The organism is Paenibacillus sp. FJAT-26967, from assembly GCF_001541095.1.
Classification (GTDB): domain Bacteria; phylum Bacillota; class Bacilli; order Paenibacillales; family NBRC-103111; genus Paenibacillus_F.
Genome location: NZ_LMXH01000001.1, coordinates 2,153,159 through 2,173,381, shown reverse-complemented (window position 1 = coordinate 2,173,381; position 20,223 = coordinate 2,153,159). Strand labels below are relative to the sequence as shown.

Sequence of the window (20,223 nt, the reverse complement as noted above, 5' to 3'; positions counted from 1 at the left end):
AAACGAAACTAAATAACCAGTCGCCGCTTGAATTCCGACGACTGGCTGCATAACTTGAAAGGTGTTTTGATCCCTGTCTCACAAACAGGGGTCAGTCCCCTTCTCCCTCGGTTTTTTAGTGCAAGCTTCACTTCCTAGCCTTGTCCGGATACATGCGAGCCCCATTTCACACGTTATCAAATGGGACGGTGCATGTCCTGTTAACTACAGCAGCAGCTTGCTCAGTACGTTGTCGCTGATGCGGGCCACATTGTTGTTATAATTGTTCCAACCCAGGCTGCCCGCCCAATTAACCGAACCTACGGAGAACACAGCCCCTCCGCCATGAATATCAAAATAAGTCATGTCTGCCCGCACGAGCGGATTTACCGTGCCTCCCTGACCTGGCGCAGTATGCAGCAGATCTTCATGTACGAATTGATAGTTATCGTCATGGCCGGTCGAGGTTGCCAGACGCAGTGTGTGCGGAGGTGTTCCGAAACTCAGATCGTAACGGTCGATCTCATCGCCGGCGGCTCCTCCGGCAGCATGTCCGAAATCGCCTATGATCTCGTATTCGCCGATACCGTCAAAAATAAACCCGGCTTCCGGCTTAAAGCTGTCATCTAACCGCCGGTAGCCGGCAGCGGATCCGCCTCCCAAAGCACTAGTGCCTACACCGACAAGACGCTGCGGCACATAACCGTGATGGCGCCAGATACCGCCGGACTCGCCAGTCGTGCTGTGGAACAGTTCACCCGGAGGTGAGTCCGATGCGCGTGAACCGGCGTTGCCGCGCCGCACTTCCAATAAAGCCGGCCGGGCCGGATCGAGACTCGTCACCCAGTAGAATCCGTTCCCTCCCAAGTACATTACCCGCCCGCCGTTCGCTAAATATTGCTCCAGAGCCTTCATCATCGGCCGCGTCCAATATTCGGGATGACTGCCCGTGATCAGCACCTTGTATGGGCTCAATAGGTCAACTCCCGCATGATGCAAATCCTCGTCCGTAGCTACGTCATAGCTCTGTTCCCGATTCTCCAGCCAGCCCGTAATGTACAAGTCGGCGGAAAAGTGGCGCACAGCCCGCCAGTTACGGTAGTGAGGCCGGATATTCAGAAGCGGTCGCAGACGGGAGGAGAATTGTACGCCGCTGCCATCGTTATGCAGGTCGTAGATGGAGTTGCCAAGCTCCGGATGTTCATCCAAATAAACGTCCTGTGAAGGAAGGACATAGTCCTCTCCCAAATAGTCTTTGGCTAGTTTGAACAGCCGCTCGTTCCCGTAAGCCACGTAAGTATTGGTTGGCGCAAGGAACAGCACGGGTGCAGTTGCGGTTCCTTGTACGGGACGTACAAAGAAAGGGATATAGTCTATACTGCCTTCAGCCTCAAGTTTCATCGCATATATTCCGCTCGGCAGATCATCCGGGATATGCCAGGAAAAATCGGTCTCCCACTCGGCATCGACGAGATCGTTGTCATGAAAGTGAACAGCCGCGTATTGTTCAGGTGCGTGCCGGTAGTCCAGCTGTTCCCCGGTCCAGTTGTGACTGGTTACCGCCCTTGTCCCCCCCTGGTGCAGGGTACCGTGGTAGCCGCCTGCCGACAGGTCCTCAAGGTGTGCAGATGCAATATTGGCGCTGAAATCATAATCCGCAAGGGGCACAGCACTAATCCCGTCTGTACCAAGCAGCACGTCCGATAATAACTCCTCGGTTAGAAGTTCTCCCCAGAACCGGGGATTGCCGATTTTACCATTGTAATGATGAATGGTTCGTCCCGGAGCGGCAGGGTCGGAATCCGCAGCGAGCAGTACGCGTGCTAAGGCGACATTGCTGTAATCCAGATTTGCAGCAGCGGTATGGACTTGTATGCCGTCATCGGCCTTCCAGCCGTCCCGGCTGGTGACACAAAGCTTGGCTGCCTGTGTGCTTGCAGAATAATGGAGGACGACGGAATACCATATATTTTCCTTAAGCGGAACAGCCGTGCGGACTGTAACAGATTGCCCGCATCCCCCGGTAAGGGAAAACGCCAGCCGACCGTCATTTTCCAGCTTTAGAGCAGCGCCTGCTGTGCCATCTGCAGTTCGTGCCGACCAGACGGTTTGGATATAGTCGTATACGGGAACCATCGGGTAAATCCACAGCTGCGCCGAGAATTCGCCGCTCTGCATCCAATTCCCCGGCAGTGGCAGCTCGGCATAGGAACCCGGCGCTGTTATTTGCCGCCGCCCGGGGTATTCACCTGCACAATCTGCCGTCACCGGTTCCGTCGGCAAAAAAGTCGAGTTATCCGGATCAGGCATTCCGCCGCTTAAACGCACAACATTAGCCGTATATACCGGGCTTTCGGTATCAATCATAAAGTGCAAATCTTGACCGGGCTGGACGCTGAATTCATTCGTATACCCCACAACCGTAACTGGATTTGGCGCCTGCGCTGCGGTCCCATTCGTTTTCACATCTTCTTTGGACATGTTTACATTCCTCCCGTAGTTCAAAGTTTTTCTTTGTACAACGCGAATCTGTTCTCTGATGCCTGCCATGTAAGATGAAAAAGACAACTAAATTTGAGATCCTTCCTCTTTCACCGCATACAAGTTTGTAATAAGAATTTTCCACAAATTGTATGAGATAAATATAATTATAACATGTAAATATTATGGTAAGAAGGTAAATCTTGTTTATAATGAACTCTACTAAATAGTATCCACTCTACAAATTGAACTGTAAATTATTCTGCCGCCTATTCCTTGCAATACAAAAATACCATGACCTTTGCAGGAAATTTCCCGCTTGGACATGGTATCTCAGTATCTTGACGTCTGGTGCCTGCTGCAATTCATAGATTTCCCTGTTTGCTCTGGATCACCCAGTCCGTCAGATGCCTGACGCTGCTGATGGAATCCAAAGTCATATCATCCTCGTCCATCGTAAAGTCGAACCGTTTCTCCAACTCCGCAAGCAATCTGATTACCGTCATAGAATCCAGTACTCCGGCAGCGCCGATTAAGACGGTATCCTTATCAACCATTGACATATGAAACATTTCCTTAATAATGTCCGCAATCTCTTGCTGGATCGTATCACGGTTCATTGTTCATTCTCCAATCTCTAGCCAATTAAATGCTTTGTGCGGAAGCGGCAATTGCAGTATGTAGATGGATTCCAAGTCATCCGAAACGGATTTCTTGAAGCCCAGCATTTCCAATAACAGTCTGGCGGGTAAATTCCGCTGTTTGCGCACCAACCGGCACCTTACAGTTTCCGCCGTCGGCAGCTGTTGTCCCAACCGTTCTAGAACCGTATACAAAAACGCCGAAGCGATGCCACGTCCTTCGATCCGGCAAGAAATACAAAAGAGAGAAATATCAACTTCCTCATCAGCGGTATTCACAAAACAGGTCCCGATAAGGCCGTGCGCACCGAACCGGTCCTCGAGCTTGGCCACATACAAATAGTGACCGGCCTGATTGCAATAGGAATCGACGAACGGCAGATCAATTCTTTCCAACAGACTGTTCATCTGATTTGTACGGTGGGACAATTCAACAACGCGGGGGTAATCTTCCTCCTGCGCTAATCGGATCTGCAGTTTCATCCCGCATTCCCTTAAAAATTGCTCACGGGTTCCCTTGTATTCTTTTCTGGCTTCTTCTCTCCGAAATCGCGCCTGCATATATTGACGCCGCTTCTCCGATTCCTCCGTCACATGACCGGCCTGAAACTCGGGATACTCAGGCAAATCCCGGTATTCACGGGCGTCATAAGTGCGCACCTGAGGAACATAATAATTTATTTCAAACCGTTCGAACGGGTCATTGTCAATAAAGGCCAATGAATCCAATCCGATGTTGAGTTCCTTGGATATCCGCTCCATACTGAGCGTTTTAGAATCAAAATGGCACTGAGGGTACAAGAAATATTGACCGACGCCCAGCTCCTCCAGTTTGCTCTTCACATGCTCCCAGTTGTTGCGGCTGGCTATACTCTGGATAATTCCGCGCCGGTCCAATGTATGGAGTACGCTCGTGATCCCCGGCAGCAGTTTAATTCCCGCTTCATCTTCCTGGAGCGTACCCTGCCATAATGTATCGTCTAAATCCCACACCAGGCATTTAATCATGGGGTCCATCGGGGAATAGCTCCATCGTCAAATGTGTCGGCTTGAAGCCGTATTTCTTATAGAGGAGCCGCATCGGCAAATTGCTCACATGCACCTTACCGACGATCTGCGTAACTTCCTCGCTTTTGCAGTAGTTCATTCCCGCCTCGAAAAGTTCATCGACATAAGCGGTGCCCCGGCAGGATTCAGCAATATAAAAACTTTTAAAATTCGCGTACGTCTCCTTGGTAACCGAGTTTTTACGCGGGGTTATCCACATCCAGCCTGAAATCTCCCCGTCCACTTCGAGAACAAGCATTCCTTCCCTCTCATAACGAAGCGCCTTTTCCAGTTTTTTTGTATGAAATTGAGGATCGGTAATCGCATCTTCTCCGAATGAAATCGTGGAGATTTCTGTTTCAAATATTGTAATAGTCGCGATATCCTTGGGCTCGATTTCTCTAATCGGCATCGTGCTGTAACTCCAATCTGCGTTCTTATGCGTTCTTTTTTTGAATGAGCTCGAAAGTTTCGTAACGGCAGCCCGGGCAGCCTTCTTTTTTCAACTGCTCGATCGTCTGCCACTGCATTTGGAAGCCTACTTCGGTCACGCGGTTACAACGTTTGCACTCGTATAAACGAATCGTACGTTTGACCTCGCCGGTATACAGCGCTTGCCTGTATTCACGCTCAATGCTTTCATGCGTCTCTTCAGTAGATTGTAACACAATCATCTGGCTGGTGTTACCAATAATTTCCGCCCCGATATATTCATTGAAGCGAGGCAAAACACTCGTCACGAACAAACCCATATTGGCAAACTCGCGCTGCATCGCCAAGGTGAAATCAGGTGATTTATGAGCGAACGACAGGAAGATAGGCAGTCCTACATCCCGTTTCAGCAATTGGATTCCGCGGGAGACGAATAACGACATCCCCTGCTGTGTATAAGGGGGATCGGTGAACACGCAATCAAAGCGGTGCAAGAATTCAGACGGGAGCTGTTCGCGAAAATCCATTTCGTAACATACGATCGGCAAATCTTCGGTTTCCGCCAGATAGTTCACGTAGCTGGTAATGCGTTTGTCAATTTCGAATACATGGATGCGGGTGTTCGACTTGGAGGCATCATTACGGTAAAGCTGCTTCAGCAAGAAAGCCAGCGACACACTGACGAGATCATCGTCCCCCAGACAAACGATATCCCTGCCGATTAGAGCCTCGTGACGAAGCGCCAGAACAGCCCGATTCATGCTCGTAGCCAGAGTACAGCGTGACTGGTCAATGGTAACATCGACCTGAGGCCGTCCCTCAAAGACGCTCTCGAGCTTGGCCATCATGTCCTTCAGCTCTTCAGGCTGCCACTGCTCGTACTTCAGGCGCTGATACAGGTCATGGTCCAGATGACCGAATCCCATCGTTTGTTCGACAAACCGGTTTCCTCTTGCGGTGCAGTTAACTCCCCGTTTTTGCTCAATGAGGCCCACCTTGATTAATTCTTTCTTAATAGCGGATACAAGAGGCAGGGGCAGCAGCGTTTTTCGGGCAATATCTTTGGTGGAAATACCCGGTTTAAAATAAATATCCAATAAAACATTCTCAATTACTTTTTTTCCGTCCTTAATTGACACTTGGGAATAAACATAATCTATCAGTTCCTTATTCATATATTTACCATCAACTCCTTTAACGAATATATTATCCAGCGTAATGCACAATTGTATATTAATGGATTACCAACAAGCGCAACCATTATCCTATATTTACCATAAAAAAGCAAGGCATCCTAAGACAGGAGATAGCCCTTGTCTCTAGATGCCTTGCTTCTATAAAATTGCCTTGTGTCATTCCATCACGGAGATTCGAATAAACGGACTTAATTGATGAATCGTCCGATATTTGAATAATTGCTGTCCTTCCGCCGATAAACCTTGCTTCTCCATTTCGACTTCAACCCGGACAGCATGAAGGGACGTTCCGCCTAGCCGGAAAAAATCGTCATCTATTCCGATGCCGCCGATCCCGAGCACCCGTTCCCAAATCTGCACTAAAGCTGCCTCTGTCTCGTTGGACGGAGCCCGGTACGGAGCTCTTTGAGCCGCACTCTCTTCTATCTCCCGCACCGGAATCCGAAGCAGTCTGGGTCCGTTAGAATACTGCAGCGGAAGCAGTTGATGGCGATGCTGCTGATTATCACCACTGACGGCCACTTCCCAGTCCGCCTCTTCTAAACCCCGTACCATTCCCTCAGCGTTGCCGGCCTCTCCTTGAATTTCTCTGCCTGAGAGCTGAGGCTGAGGCTCTGCTGAGGCTGGCAGAGGTTCGTTAAAGATCTCAATATGCTGGATAGAATCTGGGATATCCTTGACCGCAAGCCGGAAACGCACGCTGCGACCGGACTCCTCCAGAATGCTCCACGATCCCTTTCTCAAAAAGTCGAGCAGCGGCTCGTTTTTCCCGGTAATTGTACAGACAGCCTCGATATATTCGGCCTTCCTTTCCAGGCAATAAGCCTTCAAGGAACTGATTACCGCCGACTCGATTCCTCTCCCGAGAATGCGGCAGCTCAGCAGGAAGACTTCCAGATGAACAATGTCCTTCTCGCATCGCGTAATTACCGCTCCTGACAGTCCGTAATGACCGAACCGGTCTGAGGCTTCAATCGCCCAGCATTTCGTATCCTGTTCAGCCCGTATGGCTTCCAGCTTCCTCCCTGCTGGTATACTCGCGTTCAGCGTAAACTGATTGGTACGCTGCATGAGCTGGGCAATACGTGGCAGTTGCTCGTCAGCCGCTTCGTAGATGCCCATTCTAAGCTCTAATTCATCGAGAAATGCCTGCAGTGAAGAAGCCGAAGATTTAACTTGTCTACGTTTGCGCTCTGAGGCATACATTTCGGTTCTCCGTTTATCCTCTTCCGTGACGAGCAGGCGGTCCGTTGCCCAGACATGTTCCAGGAATGCCGGGATTTGCCGCTCTTCAGGGAGCTGAAACGTAAGAACTTCCGGACAATTTAACTGCACTTCGGAGCATTCCAGCGAACTGTCATCAATAAAGATGAAGCTATCCAGTCCTAATTGCAGTTCTTCCGCCAACGAGAGCAAGTTTTCGGATTTTGAGCTCCAATTGATCCGCGTTCCTGCAAAGTGCTCTTTTTTGAGCAGCATATCCGGGTGATTGTCCAGTACATCCCACACATCCGCTTCATTGTTCTTACTGACCAGCACAAGAAGCATGCCTTCTTGCTGCTTGCCAAGCAGATAACGCTGGAACGCGCGGTAAGAATCGGAAGCCGCTACCCCTGCTGCCCCATCCTCCCCGCACACTCCACGCCAGAGAGTATTGTCGCAATCCACCGCAATAACTTTGAACGGATGTCCTTGCCAAGCGAGCAGGCGGCGTGCTGTAAGGGTTCCGATTGCCGCATAAAATTCCGGTGTGAACGGCATGTGTGCAGCTTGATCTGCAGTGGAATCGTGTACGTGTTCAATGCCAAATGTTGCGCCAAGCTCTCTGAAGTCGATAACGTAAACATGGTCAAGCCGCTTCAATTCACGCTTCCAGCGATTCCCGAGCTCTTCCAGATAACTCTCCATGACTGGAGACACTTCCAATGAAGTAGACACCGGGAACACCCCGGCGAATAACGGGTTCGATCTTTGACCTGCAGATAATGCCTGAAGCAGATCGGCAAGCGCCCTCTCCAGCTTTTTAATCTGCTCGGCCTCCGAAGAACGGTCATCCCGCAGCCAATCTTCAAAGCGGATGAGCAGGAGTCCCGCCGCCTCTTCATACGAGAAGGAGCTGTCCGGGCTCAAAAGCTCTTGAAACACTTGTTGATACGGAGCAAAAAGAATATCAATGCGGGCTCCGAATTGCTCTCCCCACCAACTGACATAGGGGCGGATCGGATCCGCAGTAAAGGTAGAGACGGCCGTTACGTTAAGGACACGCTCCGGCAGCGAGCTGCTTCGTTTGGCCGCCGCTTCGGCCTCTTGCTCATCGGTAAGCAGCCGGACTTCTCTCAATTCGATAGCCGGGTTGTCCAGCGCCAGTTCAATCAGATCCGTAAAATGTCCCATGAGTCCGGCCATAGTAGCTTCGGCGAACAAAGCAGTATTGTACTGCATGACACAGAGCAGTCCGCCATCATCCGCATAACCGATATCGAGTTTGAAATCGAGCTTGGAAATTCCTTTCGTAATCTCAAAATTCTCGAAGGTAAGTCCTTCGGCGGTAAGCACGGTGTTTCCATCAAATTCATTGTGAAAAATCATCATGGTATCGAACAGAGGATTACGTCCGCGCGGTAATTTCGCCGATAGCTTCTCTACCATCCGGTCGAATGGAAAATCTTGATTCTCATAGGCGTTCATCATCGTGTCATTCAGAACAAGCAGTTGGTCGAGAAGACTGATCCGGTCTTGGAACCGGACCCGGATCGGCAGGAAGTTCGTGAACATGCCTATTAAAGGCTCCACATCGGCATGCCGCCTGCCGGCCACCAGAGAGCCGACTGTAAGGTCATGCTGGCCGGTATATTGATGCAGTACAATCGTATATAGATGAAACAAAAGCACGTTAATCGTGACATTTTGCGATTTGGCCAAAGCGTTCAGCCGGTCTGCGGTTTCCTTCGAGATGTTAATCTTGTGCGCTCTGCCGACAAAGGACTGGAATTCGGGCCTCTCGAAGTCATACGGCATGTTCAGCACGGGGATATTGTGCCGGAATTGATTCATCCAATATTCCTCTTGCTTCCGAATAACGTCCCCGCTCAACAGGAGGTGCTGCCATTCCGCGAAGTCCTTGTATTGAATGCGCAGAGGAGGAAGATCTTTCCCGGCATACAGATCGCTGAATTCTTTGATAAACACATTCATTGAAGCGCCGTCCGAAACAATATTGTGCATATCCATAAACAGCACATGTTTCTCGGGCTCTATTCTGACAAAAAGGGCGCGAATAAGCGGGGCTTGGCCCAGGTCGAACGGCCTGATAAACTTCCGCATAATTTTCTTCAAGTCCTCTTCGTCCGCGTCCAGGCGTTCAACGGTAAACACGAAATTCTCATGAATACGCTGAACCGGTTCTCCATCTACCATATGAAACGAGGTTCGCATGTTCTCATGACGGTGAATCAATTTAATGAAAGCCTGCTCAAAACGATCCGCTTCCGCTTTCCCGTGCACCCACAAAGCCATCGGCATGTTGTATGTAGTTACCGAGCCGATTTGCTGATGAATGAGGAACGTACGTTTCTGTGCAGAGGACAACCGATAGTAAGGTTTGCTCTCCGCCGGTTCGATCGCTAAATATTTATTCTTAGCCATCTGCCCGATATGACGGGCAAGTGCACTTATCGTCGGCATGTTGAATATATCCGACAGAGTCAGCTCCACATCAAGTTCCTTGTGAATCTTGGTGACCAGGCTGGTCGCTTTCAAAGAATGACCGCCTATTTCGAAGAAATCCTCGTGAATTCCGATATCCTCCAGGCCGAACAGATTGCGCCATATGCCGGCCAACGTCTCTTCAAGCGGGTTGCTCGGTTCCGATAATTCTTTTGGCGCCTCTTTCCGGTCATTCCGCTCCGTAACGGGGCTTTGTCCTGCGTTCTCCCCCGGTGAGTCCGTGTGGACGATCCGGATTCCTTCTTCATCGAGCCAGTAACGGCGGCGGTCAAACGGATAAGTCGGCAAAGGAATACGGTTTCTCTTCCCATCCCCGTAGAAGCGGGTCCAGTTTATTTTTAGGCCGGCATTCCATAAACGTCCCACTTGAAGAAGAAGATGAGCGATATCAGACGTATTCTGCTTCGGGTGACGTATCAGATTCACAATAAGGAGCTCCTTATTCCCCTTGGCTGAGCTCTTGGAGAATTCATTATGGCTCTTCGCAAATGCGGTCAGAGCATTGCCTCCTCCAACCTCTACAAACACAGCGTCCATCTCGGCCAGCAGGGTGCTGAGTCCGTCGGAGAACCGTACGGTACCGCGCAGATGCTGTGCCCAGTAAACGGGATCGATTGCCTGCTCATCCCGGATCCAAGTCCCCGTGACGTTAGAAATGAAGGGCAACTGCGGTGCGTTCAGCACAAGCTTGCCGACCTCGCGCTCATAGGGCTCCAGAATCGGTTCCATCATGGCGGAATGGAATGCGTGTGACGTGTGTAGACCACGGCATTCGATTCCTTTCTTTTCCAAGGAAGAGGCCAATGATTCAACCGCTTCCGAAGGGCCTGAAACAACGCACATAGAAGGAGCGTTCACCGCAGCCAGTGATATGCCGCCGGACAACAGCGGAAGAATTTCCTGCTCCGTCAGCGGGACGCTCAGCATGAGACCGCTTGGCAGACTCTGCATCAATCGACCGCGAAGAGTAACGAGCCGCACCGCATCCTCCAGCGAGAATACGCCTGCCAGACATGCGGCGACGTATTCACCTATGCTGTGCCCGATCATGGCCTGCGGCTGTACACCCCATTTCATCATGAGCTTGGCAAGTGCATATTCGACCGTAAACAGGACCGGCTGGGCAATGTCAGTCCGGTTAATAAGTGACGTATCGGGATCATCGGCGGATGGATATAGAACCCGCTTCGCTTCATGGCGGATCTCATCTGGCAACAGCTCAAAGCAGCGGTCCGCCTCCTCCCGGAACACCGGCTCCTGCTCATACAATTCCCTGCCCATTCCGGTGTATTGCGAGCCTTGTCCGGAAAACATGAATACGACCGGCGGTGCATCGGCTGCGGCAAATCCGCTCTGGACATCGGATGATCCGGGCTGAGCCAGCAGCATGGCCGCTTCATTCGCGCTGCCGCAGACAAGCGTTCTGCGATGCGGGAAAGCCGCCCGTCCCTCATGGAGTGTATACGCCAAATCGGCTAAGCATACGCCGGGGTTCTCCTGCAAATGCAGTGCTATACGCTCCGTCAGTTTGTCGAGCGACACTTCCGTCTTAGCCGACAGGGAGATGAGCTGCGCCGACCTGCCCGTAGAGGAAGCGGAAGCCGGCGGCGCTTCTTCCAGGACAATGTGGGCATTCGTGCCGCCGATGCCAAAAGAACTGATGCCGGCCCGAAGCGGGAAGGAGTCGTTGGACCAGTCTTTTAACCGGTCGTTGACATAGAATGGGCTGTTCTCAAAGTCTATTTTGGGATTCGGCCGTTCATAGTGAAGTGTAGGAGGCAGCTGCTTATGGGCCAGAGCAAGCACTGTTTTAATAAATCCCGCTACCCCTGCTGCGTTGTTTAGATGCCCGATGTTGGACTTAACCGAGCCGATGCCGCAGTATCTCTTCTTGTCCGTTTGAAAAGCGGTTTTCAACGCTTCGATTTCGATTGGATCGCCAAGTGTCGTGCCTGTGCCGTGTGCTTCGATATAGGAGATGCTTTCCGGCTCCACCTCAGCTATATGATGCGCGGCACGGATTACGGATGCCTGACCTGATGTACTCGGAGCGGTATAGCCTACTTTCCTGCTGCCGTCGTTATTGATCGCTGAACCTTTAATTACAGCGTATATATGGTCTCCGTCCGCAAGCGCATCCTCCAGCGGTTTCAGGACGACAATCCCGGCGCCTTCACCGAAGACGGTACCTGCCCCTTTTTCATCGAAGGCCCGGCAGTGACCGTCTGGCGAATTAATCATGCCTTCCTGATAAAAATAACCGGCTTTCTTAGGCAGCTGTATCGACACTCCTCCGGCCAGCGCCATGCTGCACTCTCCGCTAAGCAGACTTTGACAGGCCAGATGGATGGCGACGAGCGATGTGGAACAAGCCGTCTGCACCGTAAAGCTCGGTCCCTTCATATTCAGCTTATAGGAAACGAGCGTGGCCATATAATCGCGCAGATTCAGCATAGCCGTCTCCAGGGTGGCGGATTCCTCCGCTGTCCCCAGCCCTTTGAACGCGCGCATGAACCAGTTGGAATTGAAAGCCGCGCCTGCATATAACCCGATTGAGCCTCTGTATGTTCTGGGATCATACCCCGCTTGTTCAAGCGCTTCCCAGGAGCATTCGTGCATAAGACGGAACTGCGGATCCATTAGCTCCGCTTCGCGGGGTGTATAATCGAAGAATTCGGGATCGAAGTACTCGAGATCATCGAGTACTCCCTTGGCCTTTACATAATTGGGGTGAGACACCGCCGACACATCAATGCCTTCCTCCAGCAGCTCTTCGTCACTGAAAAAAGAGATACTTTCCTTGCCGCTGCAGAGATTATTCCAATATTCCCGCAAGTTTTTGGCTCCCGGAAATCTGCCCGACATGCCGATTACGGCAATTTCCGATCCGTTATAGTCGCTACCGTTCGATATGCTCATAGCAAGACCTCTCCTTTGCGTCTTTTTTCTTTTTGCTGCTGCTGCCGCTTTCTTCCTTTCGCAGCGGAGTCGATCATTTGATTTTCCATCTCCGCCTCCTCCGCCTCGTCTTCTTCGCTGGGTGTAAGGCGTTGAGCTAGCGCATGAATGCTTGGATAGGTGAACATATCAACAACGGCAATACTCTCGTCCAACGCTTCATTTAGTTTGGCGGTCACTTGAATCATATCCAGTGAACTTGCTCCCAGATCGAAGAAATTATCGTGGATACCAACCTCGTCAATACGGAAAAATTGTTTCCACACCTCCGCTATCGTCTTCTCGACCCGATTACGTGGTGCCGCATAAGGTGTGGTCAGGTTCGGCCTGCTGAATGAAGCGCTGCCTGCCGCATGAGTGTCTTCCTGCTTGCCCGCGTGTCGGATCCATTGATCGATCCGCTTCTGAAGATCACCGGTAGATACAATAATTTGATTGCTGCCGCATGGACTGTAGACGTACCTGAACAAATCAGGCGCCTCGGCAGGCGTTATCGCCAATTCGACAAGCGACTCCCCGATCGTTGAGCGGTGCTCTTCCCAGAACTCCCACGCATCCCAATTGACGCACAACCACTTCGTACCGCCTGCCCGGTTCTGTTTGCGGGCAAAGGCATCCATGTACAAATTCGCTGCCGAATAAGCGCTGAATCCGAGTCCTCCGAGTATGCTGGCAATGGAGGAGAACAGGATGCATATCTCCGCTTCCCTGTCGGCAATTAGCCTGCCCAGCGTCTGCAAACCCTGGACTTTGGCGCGGAACTGCTCGTCGGACTGGTCTCCGCTGATATTCTCAATTGCGCGGAAAGATTCTCCGCCTGGAAGACCCGCCGCCTGCACAACCCCATGGAGGCGGCCATATTCACAGTCTATGAACTTGAAGACACGGCTCATCTGTTCTTCATTGGACAAGTCGGCCTGCAAATAGGTCACCTCAGCGCCGAGTTCTTCCAAATGCAGCACACGCCTGATTTTGCGGGCGAGCGGATGCTCCTCCTCGTGTTCGGCCAGGCAGCGCGTATATTCCTCCCTCTCGGGAAAGCTTGAACGTCCGGTAAGAATGAGCCGAGCACCGTAATTTCGCGCCAGGAACTCTGCCGTCAGCATTCCGATTCCTCCGAGCCCTCCCGTAATCAGATATACACCCTGCTCCCGAAATGGAGCCGCCCGGGTATCCGACTGGCGTAGTCCCACCGGCTTGAAGTTCTGAACCCAGCGGTAATTCCCCCGATAAGCGGTGAGCAGATCCGAGGAAGGAGCCGATAATTCCCCGATGACATTGCCAGCGATTCGCCGTCTATGCTTAGCCTCCTGCGGTACATCAATATCAATGCTTACACATGTAATTCCGCTGTATTCCTGCTGAATGACCATACATGGGCCGAGCAGCGTCATTTTACCCGGAGACAGCCTCTCCATCCCCGTTACTTCCTGCATCCCTGAAGACACGACTGCTATACGGACGGCCTCTGCTTCCTTATGCTTGCGCAGTGCCTGAGCCAAATAGATCAGACTGTAATAGCCCTCTTCTTGCTGACGGCGTTCAATCGCCTCCGCATCGGAGTATTCCTTTTCCTCTTCTTCCTCCCCAGAGGAAGAAACATTCCAAAGGTGAGCGACTCTGTCGGGTACGAAATCCTGTTTCCGCAGCTCATCCAGCAGCCGGATATAATGCTCTGCAGATCCCGGGACAAGCGTGAACGTTCCATTCTCATGCGCACCGAATGCGTTACCCGCCTTAACCATCGCGACACGGTCTCCCTCACTCTGAACACATGCAGCCAATTCGTCCGCGATGCCGCAATTATCCGTGAATACAAGCCAATTGTGTCCGTTCTGCTGCCTTTCTTCCGGATGCTCCTCCAGCAAGGCACGTTCCCAGGAAGGATAATAGAACCAGTCCGCCATATTGGGGTTCTTACCGCCTCTTCGCGCCGAGGAAGAACGTGCTCCAGGTAACGGCTGCTGTTCATCATCAAGCCAATAGCGCTGGCGCTCCATCGGATAGGTTGGCAGCTCGATTCGTCTGCGCCGTTCATGGGCGTAATAGCCCGTCCAATCGATGTCGATACCCGCCAGCCAGAGACGTCCGATTTTGTTCAACAAATGCTCAGTATCAGATACGGCTTCCTGGGGATGTCTCAGCATATTGACAATAATCCGCTCACGTGATCCTGCTTCATGCTTACGCACGAACGTGCTGAGCGAATTACCCGGACCGGCTTCAATGAATACAGAGCGCGGGTTATTCAACAGTTCCGCAAGCCCGTCCGCAAACCGCACAGTCGATCGCAAATGCCTGACCCAGTAATCCGCATCCGAAGCTTCCTCCGGTGTGATCCAAGTGCCGGTTACATTGGAAATAAAGGGCAGCAGCGGCTCTTTCAGCGGGATAGACCGAACTTGGTCCGCGAATGCTGTCAGTATCGGATCCATCATATGAGAATGAAAGGCATGAGATGTGTGAAGAAGACGGCAGGCGCAGCCTTGGTCTTCCAGCAGCCGTGAGAATGCTTGGATCTGCTCCGACGTGCCGGAAACAACGCACAAGGAGGAGCTGTTGACTGCCGCCAGCGCAAGATGATCAGGCAATAATGCGCGGAGTTCCGCTTCCGGCATCGCCACACTGAGCATAGATCCCGCCGGCAGCCCCTGCATGAGACGGCCCCGAAGCGCTACGAGCTGCAGCGCATCTGCCAGCGTGAATACACCCGCCAGACATGCTGCCACATATTCGCCGATGCTGTGGCCCAGCATCGCTTCCGGCCGGATGCTCCATCGGATGAGCAGCTTGGCAAGCGCATACTCGATCATAAAGAGCACAGGCTGCGCGATATCCGTCCGCATCAGGAGATCCTCCCGCACCGCTTGGTCCGGTTCGTCAGCATACAGTAAGGCCTTTAAGTCAACCTGCATATACGGTTGAACGAGCTCGAAGCAGCGATCAAGCTCCTCCTTGAATTCAGGTTCGCTGCGATAGAGCTCCCGTCCCATGCCAACGTACTGCGAACCCTGGCCGGGGAACATGAATACGACAGATCGGGTTTGCGCCTCCGTTTGGCCTTCGGCAATTTTATCGGCCCCGTTCGAACTCAATATGGCGGCCGCTTCTCCCGCATCCTTGCACACGAATGCGGCTCTCCATTCAAAAGCCTTCCTGCCTGCTTGCAGCGTATACGCCGCATCTGCCAGATTCACTTGCGGATGCTCTGTTAAAAAAGCAGCCAGTCGCGATTTCGACTCTGTCAATGCTGTAGGCGTTCTGGCCGACAAAAGCAGCAGTTTCTCTGCCCGGCCTGCGTCCGACGGCTCTCTTGAGGGAGCTTCCTCCAGAATAACGTGCGCATTCGTGCCACCGATGCCGAATGAGCTGACTCCGGAGCGCAAGGGATAACGGCTGCTTTCCCATGGCACCAGTTCTGTATTGACGACGAACGGGCTGTTAACAAAGTCAATATTGGGGTTTCCCCGTTGATAATGAAGACTCGGCGGAATCTGCTTCTCTTTCAGGGCCAGCACCGTTTTGATGAATCCCGCTGCTCCGGCAGCGCTGTTAAGGTGACCGACGTTCGTCTTGACTGATCCGATTCGGCAAAATCCCGTCTTATCGGTGCCAAAGGCTTCCTTCAAAGCTTCGATCTCAATGGGGTCCCCCATGCTTGTGCCTGTTCCGTGCGCTTCTACATAGGTGATACTTTCAGGCTCTACACCCGACATCCGGTGTGCCGCACGGATTACCTCGGCTTGTCCCTTAGTGCTCGGAGCGGTAAAGCCTACCTTGCGGGTGCCGTCATTGTTCAAGCCGAAGCCCTTGATAACGGCGTGGATCACATCCCCATCCGCAATGGCATCACTAAGCCGCTTCAGGATGACGACACCGACACCGTCTCCGAAAACAGTCCCTGCCGCCTGCTCGTCGAAAGCCCGGCAATGCCCGTCCGGCGATTGAATCATGCCGTCTTCATACAGGTAGCCGGACTTATCCGGTACGCTGACAGTGGAGCCGCCGGCCAGCGCGATGTCGCACGCACCTGCCAGCAACCCTTGCGAGGCTAGAACGATATTAACCAGAGACGTGGAGCAGGCGGTCTGCATAGAAATACTGGGACCACGAAGATTGAGTTTATAAGACAGCTGGGTGCTGAAAAATTCCCTGTCGTTAAGTAGCATAGCGCTGAATCGTTCCGTTCCGCCCAAAGCAGCCGCAAAGCGGGAAACCCACTCCAGATTCGGAGTTGCCCCCGCATAGACGCCGATAAGTCCCGGATAGGTGTCGGGATTGTAGGCGGCCGATTCGATCGCCTCCCATGCGCATTCGTGGAACAGCCGCAGCTGCGGGTCCATAAGCTGCGCTTCCCGCGGAGAATAACCGAAAAACGCGGCGTCGAACTGATCGATCCCGTTCAAAGCGCCTTTGGCTTTTACATAGGAAGGATGGGATACCAGCTGCGGGTCAACGCCTGCCTGCACCAGCTCTTCGTCCGTGTAGAATGTGATGGACTCCACGCCGTCGCGCAAATTGCGCCAGAACTGGCCGATGCTGTCCGCACCAGGGAATCTGGCGGCCATACCTATGACCGCAATCTCAAGTCCGTTCTCCCCGGCGGCTTCACGCTTCGCTTGTTCCCCCGTCCCGCGCAGATCTCTTTCCCGGACGGAAATTGTCCTCATCCGCTCGGAACGCGCCATACCTTCGGCAATGACATTCCGGCGCTCTCCGGCCTCTTCAACCGCTGCCTCGGTTTCCTGTCCGTTCTCACGCAAGAATGCCGCCAGGGTGCGGACAGAAGGGTAGGAATACAAGGTAACCACGGGCACTTCCCTGCCCAACACTCCCGCAAGCTTGTCAGCCAGCTGGGAAATATCGAGCGAGCTTGCCCCGATTTCAAAAAAGTTGTCATTTATCCCAATATGCGCAAATCCGAAATGACTCTGGACAAGCTCAGTAACCGTCTGCTCAATAGCTGATGCGGGCAACAATCGGGCAGCTTCTGTCGGTTGTTTAACGGCTTCGTTCCCGGTCTCCGTTTCTGGACGGCCCGGTCTCCGCAAACCCGCTGCCTCGTGCACGCTTCCCAATGAAATTTGTGTGCCCTCTACAGAGTAACGCTGGCGTTCGAACGGATAGGTCGGCAGAGCAACTCTGCGGCGGCGTTCCGAGTCGTAATACTCTTTCCAATCAATCCGCACACCCGCAATCCACAGTTTGCCTATCTTCTCTAGTAAGAAAGCATCGTCCGCGGATTGTACCTGGGGATGACGGACGAGATGGAGCACTTCATGCTTACGCTCTGTGTCCTTCCCCTGTTGTTTACGAATGAAGCTGCTGAGAACATTGCCGGGCCCGATTTCAATAAATACGGCCTGCTTCTCTTTGAGCAGCTCAGCCGCCCCGCTTGCAAACCGTACCGTTTCCCGCAAATGCCGCGTCCAATATGCGGGGTCAGCGGCGTCTTCCGGCGTTATCCATGTCCCCGTCACATTGGATACATACGGGATCGAAGGAGCAAAGAGGTCTGCCTCCTTGACTTTGTCCGCGTACTCCTCCAATATCGGCTCCATCATGGCCGAGTGAAACGCATGCGACGTATGAAGCTTTCGGTGCACCACCTGCAGCCCTGTAAGTTTGGCTTCAAAGGAAGCGATGGCAGCATGAGCGCCGGAAACAACACATAGCTCCGGACTATTGACGGCAGCCAGCGCTAATTCGTCCGGAAGAAGCTCTAACAGACTTGCTTCTGAGAGGGATACGCTCAGCATTTCTCCCGGCGGCAGGCTCTGCATGAGCTTGCCGCGCAGCGTGACGAGCTTCAGCGCGTCCTTGAGCGACAGTACACCCGACAGGCAAGCAGCCGTGTACTCTCCGATACTGTGTCCGATCATTGCATGCGGCTTGACGCCCCACGACATCAATAGCTGCGCGAGCGAATATTCGAACGCGAACAATGCCGGCTGTGCCGCTTCCGTCTGGTTGATCCTGTCAGCCGCTGCCGCGCTATCCGCACTATCCGGGGCCCGGTACAGCAAATCCCTTGGGTCGGCGCCGCCCTGTGCTGTAATGATCTCGCAGCAGCGGTCCATTTCCGCCCGGAACAGCGGCTCCTTGCGGTACAAATCAGCTCCCATATTCACATACTGCGAGCCCTGCCCCGGAAAGAGGAAAATAACCTTGGCTTGATCTCTTTCCGATTCGTCCGTGTACACGCTGCCTTCGGCAGGCTTGTCCAAGCGATCCACAGCTTCACGAACATTGGAGCATACGAATGTTCTGCGCCAGCGGAATCGCTTGCGTCCCGTCTGCAGTGTATAAGCCACATCTGCCAGGTCGGCCTCGGGGCAAGTCCGCAGAAATTCGCCGAGATTGCGAGTCGCGCGCTCCAGTCCTTCCTCTGTCCGGGCAGAAAGCACAAGCAGCTTCAAATCGCGGCTGGCCGAACTCCCTCCCCCAATCGGGGCCTCCTCCAAGATGACGTGGGCATTCGTACCCCCGATACCGAATGAGCTGACACCTGCTCTCAGAGGACCTTCCGTTCTTTTCCAATCGCTAAGCTCTGAATTAACCCTGAAGGGAGAATTTTCAAAATCGATTTTGGGATTCGGTTTATGAAAATGAAGGCTTGGCGGGATTTGCCGATGCTTAATCGCCAGTACAGCCTTGATGAAGCCCGCGACTCCTGCCGCGGCATCCAAATGACCGATATTGGATTTGAGTGAACCGATTTTGCAAAAGCCCTTTTTATCCGTAGCGAATGCAGTCTGCAGAGCCTCCACCTCGATCGGGTCCCCAAGTACAGTCCCGGTTCCGTGCGCCTCTATATAACCGATGCTTTCCGGCTCAACCTCAGCCATCTGGTGTGCCGCGCGAACGACTTCCACCTGGCCGTTCGTGCTTGGGGCCGTGTACCCTACTTTCCGGCTGCCGTCATTGTTAACCGCCGAGCCTTTGATAACGGCATGAATTTCGTCGCCATCCCTAACGGCGTCTGCGAGCCGCTTCAGCACGACGATTCCGATTCCGTCGCCGAACAAGGTTCCGCTCGCGCCTTCGTCAAAAGGCCGGCAGTGGCCGTCGGGAGACTGGATCATCCCCTCCTGGTACAAATAGCCGGTAGTGCGCGGCAAATTGACCGAAACCCCTCCGGCCAAGGCGAGATCGCATTCGCCGGCCAGCAGTCCCTGACAAGCCAGATGAATGGATACCAGAGAGGTGGAGCAAGCCGTTTGCACGCTGACGCTAGGACCCTTCAAATTCAGCTTGTACGAAATCCGTGTCGTAAACGAAGGATTATTCAATTGCAGAATTTGAAAATGATCACTGGCATGGGCAGCATTCATAACTTGGCTTGCAACCCAATATGTGTTAGGGGAAGCTCCCGCGTACACACCGATCAGTTGATCCTCGGATTCGGGAGGGTGCCCCGCATTCTCAAGCGCCTCCCAGGCACATTCGTGGAACAGACGGAACTGCGGATCGATTAGCTCGGCTTCTCGCGGCGTGTAATCAAAAAACGGCGCATCGAACGATTCGACATCCTCAATCTGAGCCTTTGCTTTTACATACTGGGAATGCTTGAGCATCTCCGGAGCAATTCCTGCCTTCTGCAGCTCTTCATCCGTAAAAAAAGTGACCGATTCCTTGCCGGCACGTAAGTTTTCCCAAAATTCCGCCAGGTTCTTCGCGCCCGGAAATCTTCCTGCCATTCCGATAACGGCAATTTCCAAACCGGTTTCTCCGTACTTTTCGTTCTCGGCACTCATCTTGCC

7 protein-coding genes are annotated in these 20,223 nt (G+C 52.7%); all 7 read right to left on the bottom strand.

Annotated features, from left to right (window positions below; translation table 11 throughout):
- Nucleotides 1-204 precede the first annotated feature (204 nt).
- Nucleotides 205-2,460, bottom strand: coding sequence for a LamG domain-containing protein (locus AR333_RS09375; RefSeq protein ID WP_253735763.1), 2,256 nt, complete (start codon nucleotides 2,458-2,460; stop codon nucleotides 205-207).
- A 365-nt stretch (nucleotides 2,461-2,825) separates the two neighbouring features.
- Nucleotides 2,826-3,080, bottom strand: coding sequence for an acyl carrier protein (locus tag AR333_RS09370; protein WP_068774986.1), 255 nt, complete (start codon nucleotides 3,078-3,080; stop codon nucleotides 2,826-2,828).
- A gap of 3 nt (nucleotides 3,081-3,083) precedes the next feature.
- Nucleotides 3,084-4,118 (bottom strand): HAD family hydrolase, encoded by a 1,035-nt coding sequence (locus AR333_RS09365; RefSeq protein ID WP_068774985.1) that lies wholly within the window; start codon nucleotides 4,116-4,118, stop codon nucleotides 3,084-3,086.
- Nucleotides 4,102-4,560: a GNAT family N-acetyltransferase gene (locus tag AR333_RS09360; RefSeq protein ID WP_068774984.1), complete on the bottom strand. Its 459-nt coding sequence runs from the start codon at nucleotides 4,558-4,560 to the stop codon at nucleotides 4,102-4,104. Before AR333_RS09360 ends, AR333_RS09365 begins: the two co-directional genes overlap by 17 nt.
- Before the next feature lie 25 nt (nucleotides 4,561-4,585).
- Nucleotides 4,586-5,755 (bottom strand): bis-aminopropyl spermidine synthase family protein, encoded by a 1,170-nt coding sequence (locus AR333_RS09355; RefSeq protein WP_068774983.1) that lies wholly within the window; start codon nucleotides 5,753-5,755, stop codon nucleotides 4,586-4,588.
- A 177-nt stretch (nucleotides 5,756-5,932) separates the two neighbouring features.
- Nucleotides 5,933-12,421: a type I polyketide synthase gene (locus AR333_RS09350; RefSeq protein ID WP_068774982.1), complete on the bottom strand. Its 6,489-nt coding sequence runs from the start codon at nucleotides 12,419-12,421 to the stop codon at nucleotides 5,933-5,935.
- Nucleotides 12,418-20,217, bottom strand: a complete 7,800-nt coding sequence (locus AR333_RS09345) for an SDR family NAD(P)-dependent oxidoreductase (RefSeq protein ID WP_068774981.1) — start codon at nucleotides 20,215-20,217, stop codon at nucleotides 12,418-12,420. The genes AR333_RS09350 and AR333_RS09345 overlap by 4 nt, the downstream gene beginning before the upstream one ends.
- Between the last annotated feature and the right edge of the window lie 6 nt (nucleotides 20,218-20,223).

Bases quoted from the DNA above. Each gene is read 5' to 3' on its own strand.
- AR333_RS09375 (WP_253735763.1), bottom strand. From the start codon at position 2,460: ATGTCCAAAGAAGATGTGAAAACGAATGGGACCGCAGCGCAGGCGCCA.
- AR333_RS09370 (WP_068774986.1), bottom strand. From the start codon at position 3,080: ATGAACCGTGATACGATCCAGCAAGAGATTGCGGACATTATTAAGGAA.
- AR333_RS09365 (WP_068774985.1), bottom strand. From the start codon at position 4,118: ATGGACCCCATGATTAAATGCCTGGTGTGGGATTTAGACGATACATTA.
- AR333_RS09360 (WP_068774984.1), bottom strand. From the start codon at position 4,560: ATGCCGATTAGAGAAATCGAGCCCAAGGATATCGCGACTATTACAATA.
- AR333_RS09355 (WP_068774983.1), bottom strand. From the start codon at position 5,755: ATGAATAAGGAACTGATAGATTATGTTTATTCCCAAGTGTCAATTAAG.
- AR333_RS09350 (WP_068774982.1), bottom strand. From the start codon at position 12,421: ATGAGCATATCGAACGGTAGCGACTATAACGGATCGGAAATTGCCGTA.
- AR333_RS09345 (WP_068774981.1), bottom strand. From the start codon at position 20,217: ATGAGTGCCGAGAACGAAAAGTACGGAGAAACCGGTTTGGAAATTGCC.